This window comes from Actinopolymorpha cephalotaxi, assembly GCF_013408535.1.
Classification (GTDB): domain Bacteria; phylum Actinomycetota; class Actinomycetes; order Propionibacteriales; family Actinopolymorphaceae; genus Actinopolymorpha; species Actinopolymorpha cephalotaxi.
This window is the reverse complement of the sequence record NZ_JACBZA010000001.1, coordinates 528,914-547,758: the sequence shown is the minus strand read 5'-3', so window position 1 is coordinate 547,758 and position 18,845 is coordinate 528,914. Positions and strand designations below refer to the sequence as shown.

General features: G+C 72.2%; 19 protein-coding genes. 6 read left to right on the top strand and 13 right to left on the bottom strand.

Annotated elements, in window-relative coordinates; translation table 11 throughout:
• Positions 1-20 precede the first annotated feature (20 nt).
• From FHR37_RS02465 to yczE, 4 genes are read right to left on the bottom strand one after another with little or no spacing between them, the layout of a single operon-like run.
• On the bottom strand, positions 21-830 hold the full coding sequence (locus FHR37_RS02465) for a nucleotidyl transferase AbiEii/AbiGii toxin family protein (RefSeq protein WP_092881697.1): 810 nt from the start codon (positions 828-830) through the stop codon (positions 21-23).
• Positions 827-1,435: a type IV toxin-antitoxin system AbiEi family antitoxin domain-containing protein gene (locus tag FHR37_RS02460; RefSeq protein WP_092881898.1), complete on the bottom strand. Its 609-nt coding sequence runs from the start codon at positions 1,433-1,435 to the stop codon at positions 827-829. The genes FHR37_RS02465 and FHR37_RS02460 overlap by 4 nt, the downstream gene beginning before the upstream one ends.
• A 58-nt stretch (positions 1,436-1,493) precedes the next feature.
• On the bottom strand, positions 1,494-2,645 hold the full coding sequence (locus tag FHR37_RS02455) for a cystathionine gamma-synthase (RefSeq protein ID WP_092881695.1): 1,152 nt from the start codon (positions 2,643-2,645) through the stop codon (positions 1,494-1,496).
• Positions 2,642-3,394 carry a membrane protein YczE gene (gene yczE, locus FHR37_RS02450; RefSeq protein ID WP_237768605.1) on the bottom strand — a complete coding sequence of 251 codons (753 nt, stop codon included), beginning with the start codon at positions 3,392-3,394 and terminating at the stop codon, positions 2,642-2,644. Before yczE ends, FHR37_RS02455 begins: the two co-directional genes overlap by 4 nt.
• Before the next feature lie 207 nt (positions 3,395-3,601).
• Between yczE and msrA the strand changes: the two genes are divergently transcribed.
• From msrA to FHR37_RS02425, 5 genes are all read left to right on the top strand, one after another.
• Complete coding sequence (gene msrA, locus FHR37_RS02445) at positions 3,602-4,240, top strand: peptide-methionine (S)-S-oxide reductase MsrA (protein ID WP_092881693.1); 639 nt, start codon at positions 3,602-3,604, stop codon at positions 4,238-4,240.
• Between the two features lie 107 nt (positions 4,241-4,347).
• The gene (locus FHR37_RS02440) at positions 4,348-4,710 is read left to right on the top strand and encodes a YciI family protein (RefSeq protein ID WP_092881691.1); all 363 of its coding nucleotides are present in this window, start codon (positions 4,348-4,350) and stop codon (positions 4,708-4,710) included.
• Positions 4,711-4,953: 243 nt separating this feature from the next.
• On the top strand, positions 4,954-5,244 hold the full coding sequence (locus tag FHR37_RS02435; protein ID WP_092881689.1) for a DUF6247 family protein: 291 nt from the start codon (positions 4,954-4,956) through the stop codon (positions 5,242-5,244).
• 8 nt (positions 5,245-5,252) lie between these two features.
• Positions 5,253-5,486, top strand: coding sequence for a hypothetical protein (locus FHR37_RS02430; protein ID WP_139238834.1), 234 nt, complete (start codon positions 5,253-5,255; stop codon positions 5,484-5,486).
• An 88-nt stretch (positions 5,487-5,574) separates the two neighbouring features.
• Positions 5,575-5,883 carry a DUF6247 family protein gene (locus FHR37_RS02425; protein WP_175542380.1) on the top strand — a complete coding sequence of 103 codons (309 nt, stop codon included), beginning with the start codon at positions 5,575-5,577 and terminating at the stop codon, positions 5,881-5,883.
• Between the two features lie 34 nt (positions 5,884-5,917).
• On the opposite strand, the gene FHR37_RS02420 is transcribed toward FHR37_RS02425, so the two are convergent.
• Complete coding sequence (locus FHR37_RS02420; RefSeq protein ID WP_092881685.1) at positions 5,918-6,253, bottom strand: hypothetical protein; 336 nt, start codon at positions 6,251-6,253, stop codon at positions 5,918-5,920.
• 264 nt (positions 6,254-6,517) lie between these two features.
• On the opposite strand from FHR37_RS02420, the gene FHR37_RS32875 reads away from it, so the two are divergent.
• Positions 6,518-7,786, top strand: a complete 1,269-nt coding sequence (locus FHR37_RS32875) for a PucR family transcriptional regulator (RefSeq protein ID WP_175542379.1) — start codon at positions 6,518-6,520, stop codon at positions 7,784-7,786.
• 24 nt (positions 7,787-7,810) lie between these two features.
• Here the strand turns inward: FHR37_RS32875 and FHR37_RS02410 are convergent, their stop codons facing one another.
• The 8 genes from FHR37_RS02410 to FHR37_RS02375 form a co-directional block, all read right to left on the bottom strand.
• A complete protein-coding gene (locus tag FHR37_RS02410; RefSeq protein WP_092881681.1) occupies positions 7,811-8,143 on the bottom strand; it encodes a YnfA family protein in 333 nt (110 codons plus the stop codon).
• Positions 8,144-8,192: 49 nt separating this feature from the next.
• A complete protein-coding gene (locus FHR37_RS02405; RefSeq protein WP_092881679.1) occupies positions 8,193-9,398 on the bottom strand; it encodes a uroporphyrinogen-III synthase in 1,206 nt (401 codons plus the stop codon).
• The gene (gene nirD, locus FHR37_RS02400; protein WP_092881677.1) at positions 9,395-9,781 is read right to left on the bottom strand and encodes a nitrite reductase small subunit NirD; all 387 of its coding nucleotides are present in this window, start codon (positions 9,779-9,781) and stop codon (positions 9,395-9,397) included. Before nirD ends, FHR37_RS02405 begins: the two co-directional genes overlap by 4 nt.
• Complete coding sequence (gene nirB, locus FHR37_RS02395; RefSeq protein ID WP_092881675.1) at positions 9,778-12,312, bottom strand: nitrite reductase large subunit NirB; 2,535 nt, start codon at positions 12,310-12,312, stop codon at positions 9,778-9,780. Before nirB ends, nirD begins: the two co-directional genes overlap by 4 nt.
• Entirely contained in the window at positions 12,309-13,757 is a 1,449-nt protein-coding gene (locus FHR37_RS02390) for an FAD-dependent oxidoreductase (protein ID WP_092881673.1), read from the bottom strand. Before FHR37_RS02390 ends, nirB begins: the two co-directional genes overlap by 4 nt.
• Complete coding sequence (locus tag FHR37_RS02385; protein ID WP_092881894.1) at positions 13,754-15,883, bottom strand: molybdopterin oxidoreductase family protein; 2,130 nt, start codon at positions 15,881-15,883, stop codon at positions 13,754-13,756. The genes FHR37_RS02390 and FHR37_RS02385 overlap by 4 nt, the downstream gene beginning before the upstream one ends.
• Before the next feature lie 87 nt (positions 15,884-15,970).
• The gene (locus FHR37_RS02380) at positions 15,971-17,365 is read right to left on the bottom strand and encodes an MFS transporter (RefSeq protein WP_092881671.1); all 1,395 of its coding nucleotides are present in this window, start codon (positions 17,363-17,365) and stop codon (positions 15,971-15,973) included.
• A gap of 168 nt (positions 17,366-17,533) precedes the next feature.
• The gene (locus FHR37_RS02375; RefSeq protein WP_175542378.1) at positions 17,534-18,736 is read right to left on the bottom strand and encodes an FAD-dependent monooxygenase; all 1,203 of its coding nucleotides are present in this window, start codon (positions 18,734-18,736) and stop codon (positions 17,534-17,536) included.
• Positions 18,737-18,845: the final 109 nt, after the last annotated feature.

The following is an 18,845-nucleotide window of genomic DNA, read 5'->3' as shown; positions in this document are numbered from 1 at the left end:
TAGATGCACCCGGGTCGGAGTCAGCTCCACCTCCGTGTCCCCGGGTCCCACTGGTGGTGTGCGATCGTCCCGGTCAGCGCGGGATCGGCAAAGGCGATCACCGTGCCGAGCAGTTCCATAAACGACGACGGTAGACGCTCTTCGAGGCTCTGCTTGCGCCGCCAGGCAAACCAACGCGCTTGGGCCGACGAGGCGTATCCATCCAGGACGTCTGTAAGCGGTAGCAGCTCCACCCGGCGGTACGCCGCGACCTCGGCGAGGGACCCTTGTAGTTCGGCCCCCTTGACAGAGTGGCGTCCGGAAAGGAGGTAAAGGTCAGCAAAGTCGCGCCGCCGCGTGTTGACGATGCCGCGTTGCAGTGCGGTAGTTGGCCAGATCGGATCGCCGATGTTGATGTCGACGTGCAAGCTGAGCTTTGCACTGGCCAGCGTCGCGGTCAGCGTGATGCGTACGCCGCTGTACTCGTCATCGTCTCGGATGACCTCTGCCGTCGACGCGTCAGTGTCGAAGCGCAGCCCGTCGTCCACGCGTGCCGCTGCTATGTCTCGTACGAGGCGCAGCACATCTTCACGCTCCCCGCTGATCGCGCGCGCCTGCATGTCGACGTCTCTGGTCGGACGGCGGGCGTCGTAGGCAGCAAGGAGTACGCCACCCTTGAGTACCAGTTTGTCGGCGTGCCGAGAGATGGCGAGGCGGCTGAGGAAGCCTTCGAGAGCGTAGAGCTGGTGCAGTTCATCGGTAGGACGATGCTGGCGACGGGCGAGGTTCTGCAGATCCAGATAGGCGCGGCCCTCGACGGTGGCTCGGGTGGGCCGGCGGACGGCGGTCATTGCAGTATCTCCAGGGTGTCGCGCAGCGCGGGTTCGGCCTTGGGGAACGACCGGGCCATTCTCAGGAGCGTTGCCGGCTGCGCGCCGCGACGCCTCAGCCAGCGGCGTAATGCCTCGACTGCCACCTCGGGTCCTTCGAGGTGGCGGAGCCGGAAGACGTCGATGATGCATCGCTCCGGGTTGTACAGGCCGATGCTCGTCTGCGCGGTCAGCGCCAGTTCGTCGCGGCCGATGGTGAACGTATCCGGGGCGAAAGCATGCCAGGCAACCGGAGCACTGGTACCCGGAGCGCGCCGGCCTCGCGGGAGAGCGACATCTATGCGGGCTGGTATGGCGTCGCTCAGTCCATGCCTGGCCAGTGCGGTGGTCAGGCACAGCGTTGCCTGCGGCGCGCGATACGCGATCTCCAGTAGATCCGGATCAGCCTCGTCCGCCGCGTCGACCTGACGGAACAGGCCCCGCCCGAGTTGTTCGATCTTTCCCTCGTCGCGCAGCGCGTACAGTCGCCTTTCCGAGAGGCCGCCCGCCCGCGCCTCGGAGTAGGTGAACGTGACCGGCAAAGCAGCGAGGATGCCTGCCGTGACTGGTTCGGTTGGCCGCGCCATGAAGGAAACCGTATACACATCGGGGTGATGTGTATACGTTTTCCTCCGGTTGCAGGTCCTAGCCGAGGGCCTGGGCGAGGTCCTCGAGCAGGTCGTCCACCGTCTCGATGCCCACCGACAGCCGTACCAGGTCGTCGGGCACCTCCAGCGGCGAACCCGCCGCGCTGGCGTGTGTCATCCGGCCCGGGTGCTCGATCAGCGACTCGATGCCGCCCAGCGACTCGGCGAGGGTGAACACCCGCGTGCGCTCGCAGACCTCCGCGGCCGCCTCGGCACCTTCGGCGTGCCGGAACGACACGATCCCGCCGTACCGCCGCATCTGCTTGGCCGCGACCTCGTGACCGGCGTGCTCGGGCAGTCCGGGGTAGAGCACCTGGCGCACCTTCGGGTGCGCCTGCAGGAACGAGGCGATCCGCTCGGCGTTGTCGCAGTGGCGTTCCATGCGTACGGCCAGGGTCTTCAGCCCGCGCAGCACCAGCCACGAGTCGAACGGCCCGGCCACCGCACCCATGGAGTTCTGGTGGAACGCCAGCCGCTCGCCGAGGTCCGCGTCGTTGGTGACCAGCGCGCCGCCCACGACGTCGGAGTGGCCGCCGGCGTACTTCGTCGTCGAGTGCACCACCACGTCGGCGCCCAGGGTGAGCGGCTGCTGGAGATACGGCGAGGCGAACGTGTTGTCGACCACCAGCAACGCGCCGGCCTCGTGCGCGACGTCGGCCAGGGCCGCGATGTCGGCGACCGAGAGCAGCGGGTTCGTCGGCGTCTCCACCCACAGCACGGACGTGGGCCGCGCCTGTACGGCAGCCCGGACCGCGGTCACGTCGGACACGTGCGCGGGCGTGTGGTCGACCCCCCACGGCTGGGCGACCTTGGCGAACAGCCGGTAGGTGCCGCCGTAGGCGTCGTTGGGGATGACCACATGGTCGCCGGGCCGGCAGATCGTCCGCAGCAGGGTGTCCTCGGCGGCCATGCCGCTGGCGAAGGCGAACCCGCGTACCCCCTGCTCCAGCGCGGTCAGGCACTCCTCCAGCGCCGCGCGGGTGGGGTTCTGCGTACGGGAGTACTCATAGCCCTGACGGGGCCGGCCCACGCCGTCCTGCGCGTAGGTGCTGGTGGCGAAGATCGGCGTGATCACCGCGCCGGTCGCCGGGTCGGCCTCCTGACCTGCGTGGATGGCCTGGGTCTCGAACCCGCGGTGCTGCTCGTTCATGGCCCCGAGGCTATCCGGGACGGCTCCCGGCGGCGGGGACCAGGCCGGGTCGGCACGGTGAGTCGCGGCAGCAGCACGTGCACGAGCGGGCCGATCCCGACCGCGTACACCACCGTGCCGACGCCGACGGTGCCGCCGAGCAGCCAGCCGATCGCGAGGACGACCACCTCGATGCAGGTACGGACAACCCGGACCGATCCCCCGGTTCGCCTCACCAGGCCGGTCATCAGGCCGTCCCGCGGCCCCGGCCCGAGCCGGGCGCCGAGGTAGGCGGCGGTGGCGACGGCGTTCAGGACGACCCCGCCGAGCATGAACGCGATCCGGGCGGCCATCGGGTCCGGGGCCGGGAGCACCGCGAGGGCGAGGTCGACCGCCACCCCGACGAGGAGCGCGTTGCTCACCGTGCCCAGCCCGGGCCACTGGCGCAGCGGGATCCAGGACAGCAGGACGGCCAGACTGACCAGGATCACGATCGTCCCGAACGACAGCGGCATGCGTACGGCCAGTCCCTGGTGGAACACGTCCCACGGGTCCAGGCCGAGGTTGCCGCGGATCAACAGCGCCATCGAGACGCCGTACAACGCGAGCCCGGCGTACAACTGGGGCAGCCGGCGACCCAGCCGGCCGGTCCGGAGCGCGGCCAGCGGACCGGAGGCGTCCTTGGGCGGTTGCTCCTGATCGCCGGCTTTCCGGTCGTGATCGCCGGGCGGTTGGTCCTGGTCGGCGGAACGGGCATGATCGTTGGGCACGGGTCCGATCCTGCGCCACGTCCGGCGGCGGCTGCCACCGGGTTCCACAGGGCGAGCACCCATCCCGCGCTCCCCGGCCCCGCGGTCGGGGAATTCGGTACCCGCGGGGCCGCGTTGAGCCATTCGGGGAATCCCGTCGGGAACCCGTCGTCAACCCGTCGGCGACCCCCGCCGAGTACGCAGGTCGCAGCAAGGAGAGGGTGGCTCATGAGCTTGTTCAGCCGTAAGACCGAGATGCCCAGCCCGGAGAAGGCCCTGCCCGGCCGGCCCGAGCGGCCCTTCAAGGTCGCCCCGCGCCACCTCGTCCTCGGCAACCCGCTGGAGGGCCCGGTCCCCGACGGCCACGAGGTCGCGCTGTTCGGCCTGGGCTGCTTCTGGGGTGCGGAGGAGATCTACTGGCAGCTGCCGGGCGTGTGGTCCACCTCGGTCGGGTACGCGGGCGGCGTCACGCCGAACCCGACGTATGAGGAGGTCTGCTCCGGCCGCACCGGGCACACCGAGGCGGTCCGGGTGGTCTACGACCCGGCGCGGGTGTCGTACGCCGACCTGGTGAAGACGTTCTTCACGGTGCACGACCCGACCCAGGGGATGCGCCAGGGCAACGACATCGGCACGCAGTACCGCTCGGCGATCTACTACACGACGCCGGAGCAGGCCGAGGTCGCCGAGCAGTTGCGCACGGCGTACGGCAAGGCCGTCGCCGACCGCGGGTACGGCGAGATCACCACCGAGATCGCGCCGGCGCCGGCGTACTACCTGGCCGAGGACGGGCACCAGCAGTACCTCGCGAAGAACCCGCACGGCTACCGCTGCCACGCGAACACCGGGGTGCCCTTCCCCGGATGATCGGTCCCGCATGATCTGATCCGGATGATCGTGTCGATTTCGCCGCTCGCCGTTCGTCGAGGAGGCGAAGGGCGGGCACCCAGGCCCGCCGGCGGGAGGAGCAACCAATGGCCCAGTACCTCATCTTCTTCAACCAGCAGTGGGTCGGCGACCACCCCGAGGAGTGGTATCGCGGGCGGGTGGCGCCGAGCAGAGCGGTCGTGGACGAGATGAAGGCTGCCGGCGTGTTCGTCTTCGCCGGGGGTCTGGAGGAGGAACCCGAGAAGGCCTTCAGCGCCGACGCGACCAGCGGCACCGTGATGATCACCGACGGGCCGTACGTGGAGACCAAGGAGTTCCTGGGCGGATTCACCGTGGTGGACGTGCCCGACGACGAGGCCGCGAAGATGTGGGCCGGCAAGGTCGCGGAAGGGTGCGGCTGGCCCCAGGAAGTACGCCGCTTCAAGCCGTGGCCGCAAGTCTCGTCCTGACAGCAGCCCTGTCCGGCAGTAGCTCGCGGGCGGGCCCGAGGGGCACTGCAGGCAGGCGACCACCGGCGTCCCGTCCCGGCGACGGGTAGCGTCGGCCCGATCTCTGGGGGCTGCGAGAGGTTCTTCGGCGGGACCGAAGAACCTCGGCGGCATCCTCCCAAGTGATGGAGGGCGGGCAGGAACACCAAGCACCGGTCCGCCTTGCGTCACCGCGGCTCCGTCACCGTCCGATAGCCTGACGAAATGAGTGCTGAGCCGATCCATGAAGTCGGGTACGACCCGGCGGAGATCTTGCGGGTGCTCCCCGAGGAGTGGCATGCGCAGTTCCTCGGGGAGTACCACAGCGCGCTCGATGCGGCCCACGAGATCTGGCGGTTCAAACAACTGCAAGAGCTGTTGCGGGTATGGAGGCTGCACGCGGCCGCCGTCTCCAATCCCGCATTCGAGCAGGCGGAGCGTGCCGTGCGGGAGAACAGGCGGGACGAGTTCGTTTCGATGGACGAGGCGTTTCCCGGTTGGGCCGACGAACGGTGACCTACCGCGTGGAGCTCCACGTGGCTGCGTTGGCACAGATGAAGGGCCTCCCGACCGAGGCGCTTGATGCGCTGGTCTCGAGGACAGTCGAGTTGCTCGACAAGCCGTGGGATGCACGGACTTTGTACCAGGATCAACCCGAGTTCCGGCAGACGACCTTTGGCGACGCCGGGATTATGTACTTCAAGGTCGATGAGGGAGCCGAACTCCTTACGATCTTCAACGTGACATGGGTCGGCTGAGCACCTGACGGCTGGACTGCATACACCCCATAACCACCTGCCGCGTGGGCTCACTGGGGTGGTCGGAGGTGAGTTGTAGCTTCCGTGCATGCCTTCCGAGCCGATGCCCGGGGTCGCGTGGGACCCGGCCGAGATCCTGCGGGCGCTCCCCCAGGAACGGCATGCGCAGTTCCTGAGCGAATACCACGCCGCTCTCGACGCGGCCCATGATCCCGCGCAGTTCGCGCAACTGCGGACTCTGCTGGGTCAGTGGCGCCTACGGGCGATGGCCTACGCCCGGCCCGGATATCGGGAGGCGATCCAGGACGCCATCGAAGGACGGGAAGAAGGCTTCGTCCGGCATGTCCCAGCGGAGTGGACGGAGCTGCGCGCCCGACTTGGAGGCGGCGACGGGTGAGCCCCGCCGCCGGCCGGCCGGAAACCCGAGCGAGCTAGCGGCGGGAGGCTGTGGCGGGGACGGGCGACGCCTTCGCGGGCTTGTCCGCCTCGGGGCCCGCAACCGGGTCCGCTGCGTTGGCCGCCTCGGCCTCCTCCGCCGCCTCGGCATCGGGGCAGCCGGGCTTCGCGGCCTTCGCGGTCACCTCGAACTCCCCGGGAAAGAGCACGGTGTAACGGACGTCACTGTCCGCGCCGAGGTCGATCAGATAGGACCGGTCGGGCTTGTCGTGGGTGTCGAACACGACTCCCACGGTGCCGGTTTCGATGACCTGGAAACCGCTGCGGATCTCGACCGTGGTGCGTATTCGGTCTCCGAGTGCAACCTTCATGCCGTGGTCTCCTCAGGCGCGGGCCGCGGATCCCTGTTCCCTGCGCGACGGGTCCGCCCGGCCGGCGCGAGGCCGGTCCGGCGACCCATCCGCCGCCGCACTGCTGCTCGTCGTGGATGTGCCTACCGCGTCACGTGACCCCCGTCTCCGCCCGGCCGGCAGTCGGGGTTCTGCGCAACGGTGATCAGTATGCAGACAATACGCCGACGCCGCCCGCGAATCGCCTGATTTGCACGGCCCCTTTGTGACGATGACAATCACCTGGTGAACGGCGCGCCAGAGGGCCGGTGGACATCGCGGGCAGCCGCGGCGGTCCGGCGCGCCCTGGACGAGCTGGCCGCCGAGGTTCCGACCGTCGTCTTCGAGCGTCCGGAGGCCGGTTCGCCGGCGCAGGCCCGGCCCCGGGCACGCCAGCACGGGCCCCCTGGGGACGCCGCCGACCCGCCGGCCACCGGGTCGCCGCCCGCGGGCGCGTCGTACGACTCGCTCGTCGCGGTGATCGAGGAGAACGTCGACCGCTACCTCCGCTCCGCGGACGAGCACCGGCTGCCCACCCGGGCCGAGCTGGCGGAGGTACGCGAGGACGCCGCCCGCCACGCCCGCGCGGACCTACCCCTCGCCGACCTGCTCGGCGCGTACCACCTGAGCTCCCGGACCGGCTGGGAGGAGGTCGTCTCGGCGGCCGACCCCGGCGAGCTGCGCCGGTGGAGCGAGCATCTGCTGGCCTACCTACGCTCCGTGACGGCCGTGGTGTCCAGCGGCTACGTCGAGGGGCACCAGGAGTTCAACGACGAGGAGAACACCGCCCGGCGGGCGCTGACCAGGGCACTCCTGTCCGGCGAACCCGCATCCGCCCACGCCGAGCGCGCCGGGATCAGCCTCACCACCAACCACCTGGTGCTGGTGTTCACCATCAGCGGGCCGGCCGACGTGACCGCCGAGAAGGTCGGTCACCTGGTCCAGGAGGAGCTGGACGCCTACGCCGGAACGCCCGTACTCACCGTGCTGGACGGGCACCGCGGCGTCGCACTCGTCCCCGCACCGGGCGACACCCTGCCGTCGCTGGAGCTCGGGCTGGTCTCGCTGGCCGAGCGGCTGGGCGCGGCGCTCACCACTCCGGTGCTGGTCGGCGCCGAACGCGCGGTCGGGCTGGGCGCGATCCCGGACGCGGTGGAGCAGGCCGACGAGATCGCCCACCTCGCGTCCGCCCTGGGCCGCCCGCCCGGCGCGTACGTCCTCACCGACGTGCTCCTGGAGTACCAACTCACCCGGCCGGGACCGGGGCGGGAACGGCTGGCCCGCATTCTCGACTGCCTGGACGGGCACCCGCACCTGGTGGAGACGCTGCTCGCCTACCAGCGGAGCGGGCACAACCGCCGGCAGGCCGCCGCCGAGCTGCACGTGCACCCGAACACCCTCGACTACCGCCTGAACCGGGTGGCCAAGCTGACCAGGCTCGACCCGGGCCGGCCGGCGCACGCCCAGCTGCTGGCCGCCGCGGTGATCGCACGCACGCCGCTGTCGGAGGACTGACGGCGGGTCGGCGGCGCGGCGAGGTCAGCGACGGGGAACGTACATGATCACGGCCACGCCCACCAGGCAGATCGCGGCGCCGAGCAGGTCCCATCGGTCCGGCCTGAACCGGTCGACGACGACGCCCCAGGCCAGTGAGCCGGCCACGAAGACCCCGCCGTACGCGGCCAGGATCCGGCCGAAGTTCGGGTCCGGCTGAAGGGTGGCGACAAAGCCGTACGCCCCCAGCGCGATGACGCCGGCGCCGATCCAGGCCAGACCGCGGTGTTCGCGGACACCTTGCCAGATCAGCCAGGCGCCGCCGATCTCGGCGAGCGCCGCGACCACGAACAGAACCAGGGAACGCGCCACCGTCACCCACCGGACGCTACGGCACGACAGTTCGGCCGCTCGGCCGCCGCCCGGCTCAGCCGCCGTCCGCCGGGTCGATCGCGAGGCGATATCCCCGTTTGGTGACCGTACCGACGATGTGGGAGTCCCCCAGCCGGGCGCGCAGCCGCGCGATCGCCATCTCCACCGCGTGCCCGTCGGCGCTGCGCGGGAGGGTGCGCAGCAGATCCGCCCTGGACACCACCCGGCCGGGATGCTCCACGAGCGCCCGCAGCACGGCCATCGGCGCGGGGGCGAGCATCCGCATCTCCCCGTCCACGACGACGGCGTGGCCGCGGATCTCCAGCCGATGGCCGGCCACCGCGACCTGCCGGGTGCGGTGTGCGGGCAGCCGGTCGGTCAGGGTGCGCACCAGCCCGCCGAGCCTGGCCCGGGCGGGTTGCAACGTGGGTACGCCGCGCCGGGCGAGCGGACCGGCGGCCACCGGTCCCACGCAGGCGGCCAGCACTCCGCTCCGGAACGCCTCGACCACGGCCCCCTCCTCGGCACCCGCCACCTCCAGCAGCGCGGCCGCCGCCGGTGCGCTGGTGAACGTGACCGCGTCGACGTAGCGAAGCTTCACCAGCTCCACCAGCCGGACCAGCGGCGCGACGTCCTCGGGCAGCACCCACCGGTAGACGGGCACCTCGACCACCGAGGCACCCGCCGCCCGCAGCGCCGCCACGAAGTCCGGCAACGGCTCGCCGTGCAGCTGGACCGCGATCCGCAGACCGCGTACGCCACCGGCCAGCAGGTGGTCGAGCACCTCCTCCGAACACTCCGACGCGGGTGCCCACGTCTCGGTCAGCCCGGCCGCACGGATCGCACCCCGCGCCTTCGGCCCCCTCGCGAGCAACCGGGCGCCGGCCAGGGTGGCCAGCAGCCCCTCGGCCAGGCCGGCGCTCTCCGCCGCCTCCAGCCAGCCACGGAAGCCGATCCCGGTCGTGGCCACCGCGACGTCGATGCCCTGGGCCAGGCACAGCCGGGTGGCCGCCTGCAACGCCCGGTCGTCGGCCAGCGGGACGATCCGGATGGCCGGGGCCTCGACGACCCGTGCGCCGCGACGTTCGAGGAGAGCGACGAGCTCCTCCCGGCGGCGAGCGGCGGTCACCCCCACGGTGAAGCCGGTGAGCGGCCGCAGTTCCGTCGAGGCCTCGGAGTGGGCGCGCGGCGGCTCGACGCTCGCCACCGCCGGCGGCGCCAGACCCGTGGACGGGACCTCGCCCTGCTGGACGGGAGTCATGACCTGGCCCCGAGGGCGACGGACACGACGCCTTCGCCGACGGTCACGGCGTACGTCGGCACGGCCACTCCCCGCGCTGCGAGACACTGTCCGGTCCGCAGGTCGAACGCCTGCTTGAACATCGGCGAGATGAGCACGGGAACCTCACCGGCGCTGCCGACGATGCCGCGGGACAGGACGTACGCGCCGGAGAAGGGGTCGCGGTTGCCCACGGCGTAGACCTGACCGTCGTGGGTGCGGACGATCGCGACCTGTTCCTCGCCGACCAGTGCCGCGACCGGGCGTTCGGGCGTCAGGTCGGTCTCGGCACACACCGCGACCCAGGCGCCGCCCGGCCTTGTGTCCGGAGCCGTGTCCGGAGTCCTGCTCAGCACTGCTGTCATCTGTCAACCTCTCCTTGCGTTCGCGTCGCCAGGGTGGGTCCGGCGACGAGGACGGGCGCGTCGGCGGGTACCGCCTGGCCGCGTTGGGTGACGAACTCGATCGAGGGATCCGGCGTTCCGGGTGCGTTGACGAACGACACGAAGCGGCTGAGCTTGTCCGGATCGTCGAGGGTCGCCGCCCACTCGTCGCTGTAGTCGGCGACATGGCGTTCCATGGCCGCGTCGAGGTCGGCACAGATGCCGAGCGTGTCGTCGACGATCACCGACCGGAGATGGTCCAGCCCACCGTCCATGCCCTCGATCCAGGCGGCGGTGCGCTGGAGCCGGTCGGCCGTTCGTACGTAGAACATCAGGAACCGGTCGATGGTCCGGACGAGGGTCTCGGTGTCCAGATCGGTGGCGAACAGGTCCGCGTGCCGGGGACGGAAGCCGCCGTTGCCGCCCACGAAGAGGTTCCAGCCGTTCTCGGTCGCGATCACGCCGACGTCCTTGCCCCGCGCCTCGGCACACTCGCGCGCACAACCGGACACCCCCGCCTTGATCTTGTGCGGGGACCGCAGGCCGCGGTAGCGCAACTCCAGGTTGACGGCGAGACTCACCGAGTCCTGTACGCCGAAGCGGCACCAGGTCGTGCCCACACAGGACTTCACCGTCCGGACCGCCTTGCCGTACGCGTGCCCGGACTCCATCCCCGCGTCGACCAGCCGGCGCCAGATCAGCGGCAACTGCTCAACCCGGGCGCCGAGCAGGTCGATGCGCTGGGCACCGGTGATCTTCGTGTAGAGGCCGAAGTCGCGGGCCACCTCGGCGATCACCAGCAGCTTGTCCGGCGTGATCTCCCCGCCCGGGATGCGGGGCACGACGGAGTAGGTGCCGTTGCGCTGCAGGTTGGCGAGGAAGCGGTCGTTGGTGTCCTGCAGCGCGGCCTGCTCACCGTCCAGGATGTGCCCGTTGCCCAGACTCGCCAGGATGGAGGCGATCGCGGGCTTGCAGACGTCGCATCCCCGGCCGGTGCCGAACTCCGCCACGATCCTTGAGAAACTGCGCAGCTCGCGTACCCGCACCAGGTCGAAGAGCTCCTGCCGGGAGTACGCGAAGTGTTCGCACATCGCCTTCGACTGCTCCACGCCGGCCTGGGTGAGCAGCGTCTTCAGCAGCGGTACGCACGACCCGCACCCGGTGCCCGCCCGGGTGCACGCCTTCAGCCCGGCGACGTCGGTGTGGCCGTCGCCCACGGCGGTGAGGATGTCGTCCTTGGTGACCGCGTGACACGAGCACACCTGCGCGCCGCCGGGCAGGTCGCCGGACACCTCGCCGGAGCCGAGGAAGTCGGCCAGCTTCCCCGGCAAGGGGCCGTTGACACCGGCCCGCAGCACGGCGTACGCCGAGGCGTCGCCGACCAGGATCCCGCCGAGCAGGGTCTGCGCGTCGTCTGTCAACGCCAGCTTGGCGTAGATCCCGTGTGCGGGGTCGGAGTAGACCACGTCGAGTTCGCCGGCCGGCGTGCCGAAGCTCGCCACGTCCACGCCGAGCAGCTTGAGCTTGGTCGAGCTGTCCGCCGCGGCGAAGGTGTCGTCACCGCCCAGCAACCGGGCGGCCACCACCTCGGCCATGGCGTAGCCGGGCGCCACCAGGCCGTGCACCTGCCCGTCGACGTTCGCGCACTCCCCGATCGCGTACACGGCCGGGTCAGACGTACGACAGGTGCGGTCGACGACCACACCGCCGCGCGGGCCGACCTCGAGGCCACACGCGCGGGCGAGGTCGTCACGGGGACGGACGCCGGCCGCGAACACGACGGTGTCCACGTCGATGCCCGGCTCCGCGCCCCCGGTGACGGGTGCGCCGTCCTCGGCGGCGGCGAACACCATCCGCTCCACGATGCCGTCCGGTCCCGCCTCCAGGCGTTCGGTCCTCGTGGCGGTGTGCACCGTGAGGCCGAGCGCCTCGACGTGGCGGCGCAGCATCGCACCGCCAGCCTCGTCGAGTTGCATCGGCATCAGCCGCGGCGCGAACTCCACCACGTGGGTGCGAAGTCCCAGCAGGCGAAGGGCGTTCGCGGCCTCCAGCCCCAGCAGGCCACCACCGACCACCGCACCCGCGCGCCGCCCGGCGCAGTGCGCCGCGAGTGCTTCCAGGTCCTCCAGCGTGCGGTAGACGAAGCAGCCCGGCAGGTCGCTGCCCGGCACCGGCGGCACGAACGGGTACGACCCGGTGGCCAGCACCAGGGCGTCGTAGGCGTACTCACCCCGCGCGGTGGTCACCACGTGGCGGTCGCGATCCACCGACAGCACCGGCTCACCGAGTCGCAGGGTCACCGCCGGGGCGTCGTCGTAGAACCCTTCGGGCACCAGCGACAGGTCCTCCGCCGACGTGCCGGTGAAGTACGCCGACAGGCCCACCCGGTCGTACGCGGGCCGGCTCTCCTCGGCGAGCACCGTCACCTCCCAGCGGCCGGCGCTGTCACGGGCACGCAGTGCCTCCACGAACCGCTGCCCCACCATGCCGTTGCCGGCGACGACGAGCTTCATGCGACCACCTCCTCCGGCGCGGGGGTGTGCGCCGGGCCGGCGGACAGCGCGGCGACGAACCCCTCGATGGTGTCGCGGCAGCCGCCGCAACCTGTGCTTGCGCGGGTTGCCCGCGCGACCTGCTCGGTGGTGCGGGCGCCGGCCAGCCAGGCGGTGGCGATGCCGCCGGCGGTGACGCCGTTGCACCGGCACAGCGTGTCGCCGGCGGCGGGCACACCCGGCGACCCGTTCGCGGCCGGCCCCGAGCCGGGGCGGGCGAACAGCAGCGACCGGGCGTCCACCGGCACCGGTGCGTCCCGGTCGAACAGCTGCGTGACCGTGCCGACGCTCGGGTTGTCGCCGAGCAGGATCGCCCCGACCAGTCGGCGTTCGCGGATGAGCACCTTCTGGTAGACGTGCCGCGCCGGGTCGGCGAAGGTCACCACCTCGGTGTTCTCGTCGCGCACGTGTGGGTCGCCCATCGTGGCGAGGTCGATGCCGGGCGCCTTGAGCCGGGTGACCAGCCGCGACCCGGCGTACGTTCCGCCCCGGCCCGCGATCACCCCGGCCGCGACCCTGGCCTGCTCCCAGGCCGGGGCGACCAGGCCGTACACGCGTCCGCGGTGTTCGGCGCAGTCGCCGAGGGCGTAGACGGCCGGGTCGGACGTACGCATCCGGTCGTCCACCACGATCCCCCTGCCGGTGCGCAAGCCGGCGTTGACAGCAGGGCCCGTGTCGGCCCGTACACCGCAGGCGACCACCAGCAGATCGGCCGGAATCCGGGTGCCGTCGTCCAGGACGACACCCCGCACCCGGCCGTCCGCGTCGCCGGCCACCGCCGCGGTAGCCGCCTCGACCAGCACCTCGACCCCGAGTCCGGCCAGCGTGCTGGTGAGGATGCGGCTGGCGTCAAGGTCGAGTTGACGTTCCATCAGCTGACCTCGGGCGTGCACGACTCGGACCCGGAGTCCCCGCCTGGACAGGCCGCGCGCGGCCTCCAGGCCGAGCAGCCCGCCGCCGAGCACGACCACGTCGCGGGCGCCGCGCGCCGCGGCCAGGATCCGCCGGCAGTCGCCGAGGGTACGGAACACCGCCGCGCCGTCGGCGAGCGAACCGTCGTCGCGGCAGATCCCTTCGACCGCAGGGATCACCGGCCTGCTCCCGGTGGCGAGCACCAGCGCGTCGTACCTCGTCCGGCTGCCGTCGTCGGCGTAGACCACCCGGCGGTCCGGGTCGATCGCGGTGACCGCCACACCACACCGCAGGTCCAGCGCCCCCGACGGTTCGGGCAGCGCCAGGTCGTCCGGCGTGAGCCGCCCGGACAGCACCTCCGGCAGCAGGATCCGGTTGTAAGCCCGGCCGGGCTCGGCGCCGAAGACGACCAGCGGACGATGCGGGTCGAGGGCACGCAGGTCGGCCGCGAACCGCGTACCGGCCATCCCGTTGCCCACCACGACGACGCTCATCGGGTCGCCTCCGCCCGCTCGCGCACCACGCGGCCCACAGGTTCCAGCCGGACGGCGCAGACCTTGAACTCCGGCATCCGCGACGTCGGGTCCAGCGCGGGGTTGGTGAGCACGTTCGCCCGGCCGGCGCCCGGCCAGTGGAACGGCATGAACACCGTGTCCACCCGGATCGTCTCGGTCAGCCGGGCCGGTGCCACGGCGACGCCGCGCCTGCTCACCACCCGTACGTCGTCCCCCTCGGCGATGCCGTGGCGTTCGGCGAGCACCGGATGCACCTCCACGAACGGACCCGGCGCCGCCCGCCGGAGCGCTCCGACCCTCCTGGTCTGGGCGCCGCTCTGGTACTGCGCGAGCACCCGGCCGGTGGTGAGGTAGACCGGATACGCCACGTCCACGTCCTCCACCGCGGGCCGGTGCTCGACCGGGACGAACCGCGCCCGGCCGTCCGAAGTGGCGAAGCGGTCCAGGAACATCCGCGGCGTGCCCGGGTGCGCGGGCGAGGGGCACGGCCAGAAGACGCCCTCCTCGGCGTCGATGCGTTCGTAGCTGATCCCCGCGTAGTCGGCGGGACCGCCCGCGCTGGCCCGGCCGAGCTCGGCGAAGACGCGTTCGGGGTCGGTCTCCACGGCCGGCCCGCGGCCCAGTGCGTCCGTGAGCCCGGCCATGATCTCCAGGTCGGTACGCACCTCGCCGGGTGGCGGTCGCAGCCGGCGGCGACGGATCACCCGGCCCTCCAGGTTGGTCATCGTGCCGTCCTCCTCCGCCCACTGCGCGGAGGGCAGCACCACGTCCGCGAGGTCGGCGGTCTCCGAGCGCACCAGGTCGGAGACCACGAGCAGGTCCAGACCGGCCAGGCGTTCCTCGACCCGTGCGGCCGCGGGCGCCGAGACCACCGGGTTGGTGCCGAACACCAGCAGGACGCGAGGCCCACCCGGCCGGCCGAGGGAGTCCAGGAGTTCGTACGCGCTCGGGCCCGGGCCGGGCAGGTCGTCCGGGTCGACCCCCCAGACGGCGGCGACGTGCGCACGGGCTGCCGGGTCGTCGATGCGGCGGTAGCCCGGCAGCTGGTCGGCCTTCTGCCCGTGCTCGCGGCCGCCCTGCCCGTTGCCCTGCCCGGTGAGGCAGCCGTACCCCGAACCCGGTGTGCCCGGCAGCCCCAGTGCCAAGGCCAGGTTGACGAACGCGCTCACCGTGTCGGTGCCCTTGGCGTGTTGCTCCGCGCCGCGTCCGGTGAGCACCACCGCCCGGCCGGCGGTGGCCAGCAGCCGTACCGCCTCGCGTTGCTGGGCCACCGGCACGCCGGTGATCCGCTCGACGCGTTCGGGCCAGTAGCTCATCGCGATCGGCCGTACGCCGGCCAGACCGTCGGTGCGCGCGGCGACGTACTCGGTGTCGGCGTACCCCTCCACCAGCACGATGTGCAGCAGCCCCAGCGCGAGCGCGAGATCCGTGCCGGGCGTGGGCTGCAGGTGCAGCCGGGCACGCTCGGCCGTGGGCGTACGCCGCGGATCGACGACGATCAGGCCGCCGGTGTCCGGTCGCGGTGCGGTGAGCACCCGCAGGAACGGCGGCATCGTCTCCGCCGCGTTGCCGCCGACGAGGAGCACCACGTCGGCCGCGGCGATGTCGCCGAGCGGGAACGGCAGCCCGCGGTCGAGCCCGAACGCCCGGTTGGCGGCGGCCGCCGCCGACGACATGCAGAACCTGCCGTTGTAGTCGATGTTCGGTGTCCGTAGAACGGTCCGGGCGAACTTCCCCAGCAGGTAGGCCTTCTCGTTCGTCAGCCCTCCGCCGCCGAGCACCGCCACGGCACCCGGGCCGTGCTCGGCCTGCACCCGCGCGATCGTCGCGGCGACGGTGCCGAACGCCGCCTCCCAGGACGTGGGCGCGAGCGCCTCACCGCGCGCGGCCCGCACCAGCGGCGTACGCAACCGGTCGGTGGACGTGAGGAGTTCGGCCGCCGTCCAGCCCTTCTGGCACAGGGCGGCGGCGTTGTCGCCGTGCGCGCGGGGCGCCACCAGCACGGCGCCCGCGTCCGGTGCGGAGTCCGGCGTGGCACTCAGCTCCATCCCGCACTGCAGGGCGCAGTACGGACAGTGCGTCGCCGCCACCACCGAATCGGACATGTCGTCGAGCCTGCGGTCCCACCGTTTCACGCCTGGGTCCCCTCTGTTTCGTGTCTGTCAACGGGCGCTCACCGATCCCCGGATCGCTCAGACAGCCGCCTCGGCCAGGCTCGGCATCCGGGCGACCAGCAACTGCCGGCGCAGGTAGCACCACCAGGTCACGCCGAGACAGAGGGCGTAGAAGGCGGCGTACGCGACGACCGCGGCGGCGACCGAGCCCGTCGCGCCGAGCGAGGCGCCGTACGCCCGCGGGATCAGGAAGCCGCCGAACGCGCCGACCGCGGAGATGATCCCGACCGCCGCGCCGGCCTCGGTCAGCGCCGCCCGCCGGGCACCGGGGACACCGGCCCGCTCGTCGCGTTCACCCTGCCGGGCGAAGATCGCCGGGACCATGCGGTACGTCGAGCCGTTGCCCACGCCTGCGGCGACGAACAGCACCGCGAACGCCGTGACGAACAACCCCAGCGACCCCGCGTTCACCGCGACCAGCAGCACCGCCATCCCGGCCACCATCGCCGCGAAGACCGCGCAGGTGACCCGGGCGCCGCCCCAGCGGTCGGCCAGCCAGCCGCCGACCGGCCGCGCCAGCGAGCCGGCCAGGGCGCCCAGGAACGCGTACTTCGTCGCGCCCGAGTCCGGGAACACGGTCTTCGCCAGCAGCGGGTACGCCGCCGAGTAGCCGATGAACGAACCGAACGTCCCGATGTAGAGCAGCGACATCACCCACGTGTGCGGACGCTTCGCCGCCGCCAGCTGACCCCGGACCGGCGCCCTCGACACGGTGAGGTTGTCCATGCAGAACCAAGCGAGCACCGCCGACACCGCGATCAGCGGCACCCACATCAGCCCGGCGTACGCGAGCGTCCCCGCACCCGCGCCGAGCACGACCGGCACCAGGAACTGCACCGTGCTGGTGCCGAGGTTCCCGCCGGCCGCGTTCAGGCCGAGGCCGAGGCCCTTGGCGCGTTCGGGGAAGAAGAACGAGATGTTGGTCATCGACGAGGCGAAGTTGCCGCCGCCGAGCCCGGCCGCGGCGGCGACCAGCACGAACACCCAGTACGGCGTGCCCGGGTCGCTCACCGCGAGCGCCATCGCGACCGCCGGCACCAGCAACAGCAGCGCGCTCACCACGGTCCAGTTCCGCCCGCCGAACCTCGGCACCGCGAAGGTGTACGGCAGCCGCAGCAGCGAACCCACCAGGCTGGGCAGCGCCACCAGCCAGAACAACCGGTCGACGGAGAACGCGAACCCGGCGGCCGGCAACGCGACGACGGTCACGCTCCACACCAGCCAGACCGAGAACGCGAGGTGCTCGGCGAACACCGACACCAGCAGGTTGCGGGTCGCCACCCGGCGGCCGGTACGCCGCCAGAACGCCGCGTCCTCCGGCTCCCAGCGGTCGATCCACCGGCCGCCGAGCCGGCCCGTCGTCCTCGGCGTGGTCCCCGTCGGCGAATCTGTCGGCGTCTGCGTTGTGCTCACGGCGTCCTCCCACGACGGCGCCCACGGCGGGGCACGGTTACCCGGTCGTGGTGACGTTAGGAAGGCGCTGTTTCAGCCGGAGTCACCCGAGGGCCGTGGTGCGGTAACAGAGCCCGCACAAGCGCTGGGACCCGTGGTGAGATTCGCCGGGATCTCCGGGGACGTGTCTCACGAACGCACGCCGGTCGGCTCCCAGGTGGTCGGAGAGGTGAGACTGCGGCTGGCCTTGTTCGCGGGCACCAGCGAGATCAGCCGGTCCCGCAGCCGCGCACCCAACGGGTTGCGCACCTGCCCGATCAGTCCGAGCACTCGCGCCTGCCTGGCCAGCCCGGTGGTGCGCGCCCGCCGGAGCCGGTCGTACTCCGGCAGCGCCGCGGGCACCTCGCCGGGCCCCGCGGAACGCACGACGGTCGCGAGTTCCACCGCGTCCTCCAGCGCCTGGCACGCACCCTGGCCGAGGTCGGGCGTCATCGCGTGCGCGGCGTCGCCGAGGAGCACCAGCCGGTCGCGGACGAAGGTGCGCGGCAGCGGCCACAGCAGTTCGATGTCGGTACGGATGATCCGGTCCGGCGGGGTGGCTCCGAGCAGCCGGGGAACGGGATCGTGCCAGTCGGCGAACAGCCCGGGCAGGTCCTCGGCGCCGTCGGCCCGGTAGCGGGGGTCGGCGTGCGCGAGCGTGGCGTACCAGTAGACGCCGCCGTCGGCCAGCGGAATGCAGCCGAACCGCTGGCCGCGCCCCCAGGTCTCGCTGCCCGACACCAGCGCGGGCGCCGACTCCGGCGGGATCAGCGCCCGCCAGGTCACGTAGCCGGCGCCGCGGGTCCGGGTCCGCGGGTCGACCGACGTCCGCAGCCGGCTGTGGATGCCGTCCGCGGCCACCACCAGGTCGGCGGGATACTCCTCGCCGTCGGTACGTACGACCGCGCCGGCCGGCCCCGCGTCCACTCCGGTCGCGGTCCGGCCCAGGTGGAGCGACTCGGCGGGCACCAGGTCGCGGAGTACGTCGTACAGCTTCGGCCGGGTCACCATCAGCGGAACGGTGAAGGCGTCGGCAGCACCGGCGGAGTCGGCGTCCTCGGCGCCGGCCGGGCTCGGCTCGACCCGGCTGAGCCAGCGCCCGTCCGGCCGGCGCAGCCCGACCATGTCCTGCAACTCGTTCCGCCCGCGCAACTGGTCGACGGCGGCCGGGTCGATGGCGGCGATGGCCCGCAGGGCGTTCGGCCACAGCGAGAGACCGGCGCCGACGGCCCGGATCTGCGGCCGGCGTTCGAGCAGGTCGACCTGCCAGCCGTCCCGGGCCAGTGCGCCCGCGGCGGCCAGCCCGCCCACTCCGGCACCGACGACGACCGCCCTGCGCTGCTGCGTACTCATCCGTTCCTCCGCTCCCCGCACGTCCCGTTCGGCTGTTCGGTTGGATCCCATCCATCCTCTACATCTGTAGAGGTGTCGCGGTCACACTACAGCTGTAGAGGGGTGGTGG

Excerpts from the sequence above, each read along its gene's own strand:
- FHR37_RS02465 (WP_092881697.1), bottom strand. The coding sequence starts at position 830 with ATGACCGCCGTCCGCCGGCCCACCCGAGCCACCGTCGAGGGCCGCGCC.
- FHR37_RS02460 (WP_092881898.1), bottom strand. The coding sequence starts at position 1,435 with ATGGCGCGGCCAACCGAACCAGTCACGGCAGGCATCCTCGCTGCTTTG.
- FHR37_RS02455 (WP_092881695.1), bottom strand. The coding sequence starts at position 2,645 with ATGAACGAGCAGCACCGCGGGTTCGAGACCCAGGCCATCCACGCAGGT.
- msrA (WP_092881693.1), top strand. The coding sequence starts at position 3,602 with ATGAGCTTGTTCAGCCGTAAGACCGAGATGCCCAGCCCGGAGAAGGCC.
- FHR37_RS02440 (WP_092881691.1), top strand. The coding sequence starts at position 4,348 with ATGGCCCAGTACCTCATCTTCTTCAACCAGCAGTGGGTCGGCGACCAC.
- FHR37_RS02435 (WP_092881689.1), top strand. The coding sequence starts at position 4,954 with ATGAGTGCTGAGCCGATCCATGAAGTCGGGTACGACCCGGCGGAGATC.
- FHR37_RS02425 (WP_175542380.1), top strand. The coding sequence starts at position 5,575 with ATGCCTTCCGAGCCGATGCCCGGGGTCGCGTGGGACCCGGCCGAGATC.
- FHR37_RS02420 (WP_092881685.1), bottom strand. The coding sequence starts at position 6,253 with ATGAAGGTTGCACTCGGAGACCGAATACGCACCACGGTCGAGATCCGC.
- FHR37_RS02405 (WP_092881679.1), bottom strand. The coding sequence starts at position 9,398 with ATGACTCCCGTCCAGCAGGGCGAGGTCCCGTCCACGGGTCTGGCGCCG.
- nirD (WP_092881677.1), bottom strand. The coding sequence starts at position 9,781 with ATGACAGCAGTGCTGAGCAGGACTCCGGACACGGCTCCGGACACAAGG.
- nirB (WP_092881675.1), bottom strand. The coding sequence starts at position 12,312 with ATGAAGCTCGTCGTCGCCGGCAACGGCATGGTGGGGCAGCGGTTCGTG.
- FHR37_RS02390 (WP_092881673.1), bottom strand. The coding sequence starts at position 13,757 with ATGAGCGTCGTCGTGGTGGGCAACGGGATGGCCGGTACGCGGTTCGCG.
- FHR37_RS02385 (WP_092881894.1), bottom strand. The coding sequence starts at position 15,883 with ATGTCCGATTCGGTGGTGGCGGCGACGCACTGTCCGTACTGCGCCCTG.
- FHR37_RS02375 (WP_175542378.1), bottom strand. The coding sequence starts at position 18,736 with ATGAGTACGCAGCAGCGCAGGGCGGTCGTCGTCGGTGCCGGAGTGGGC.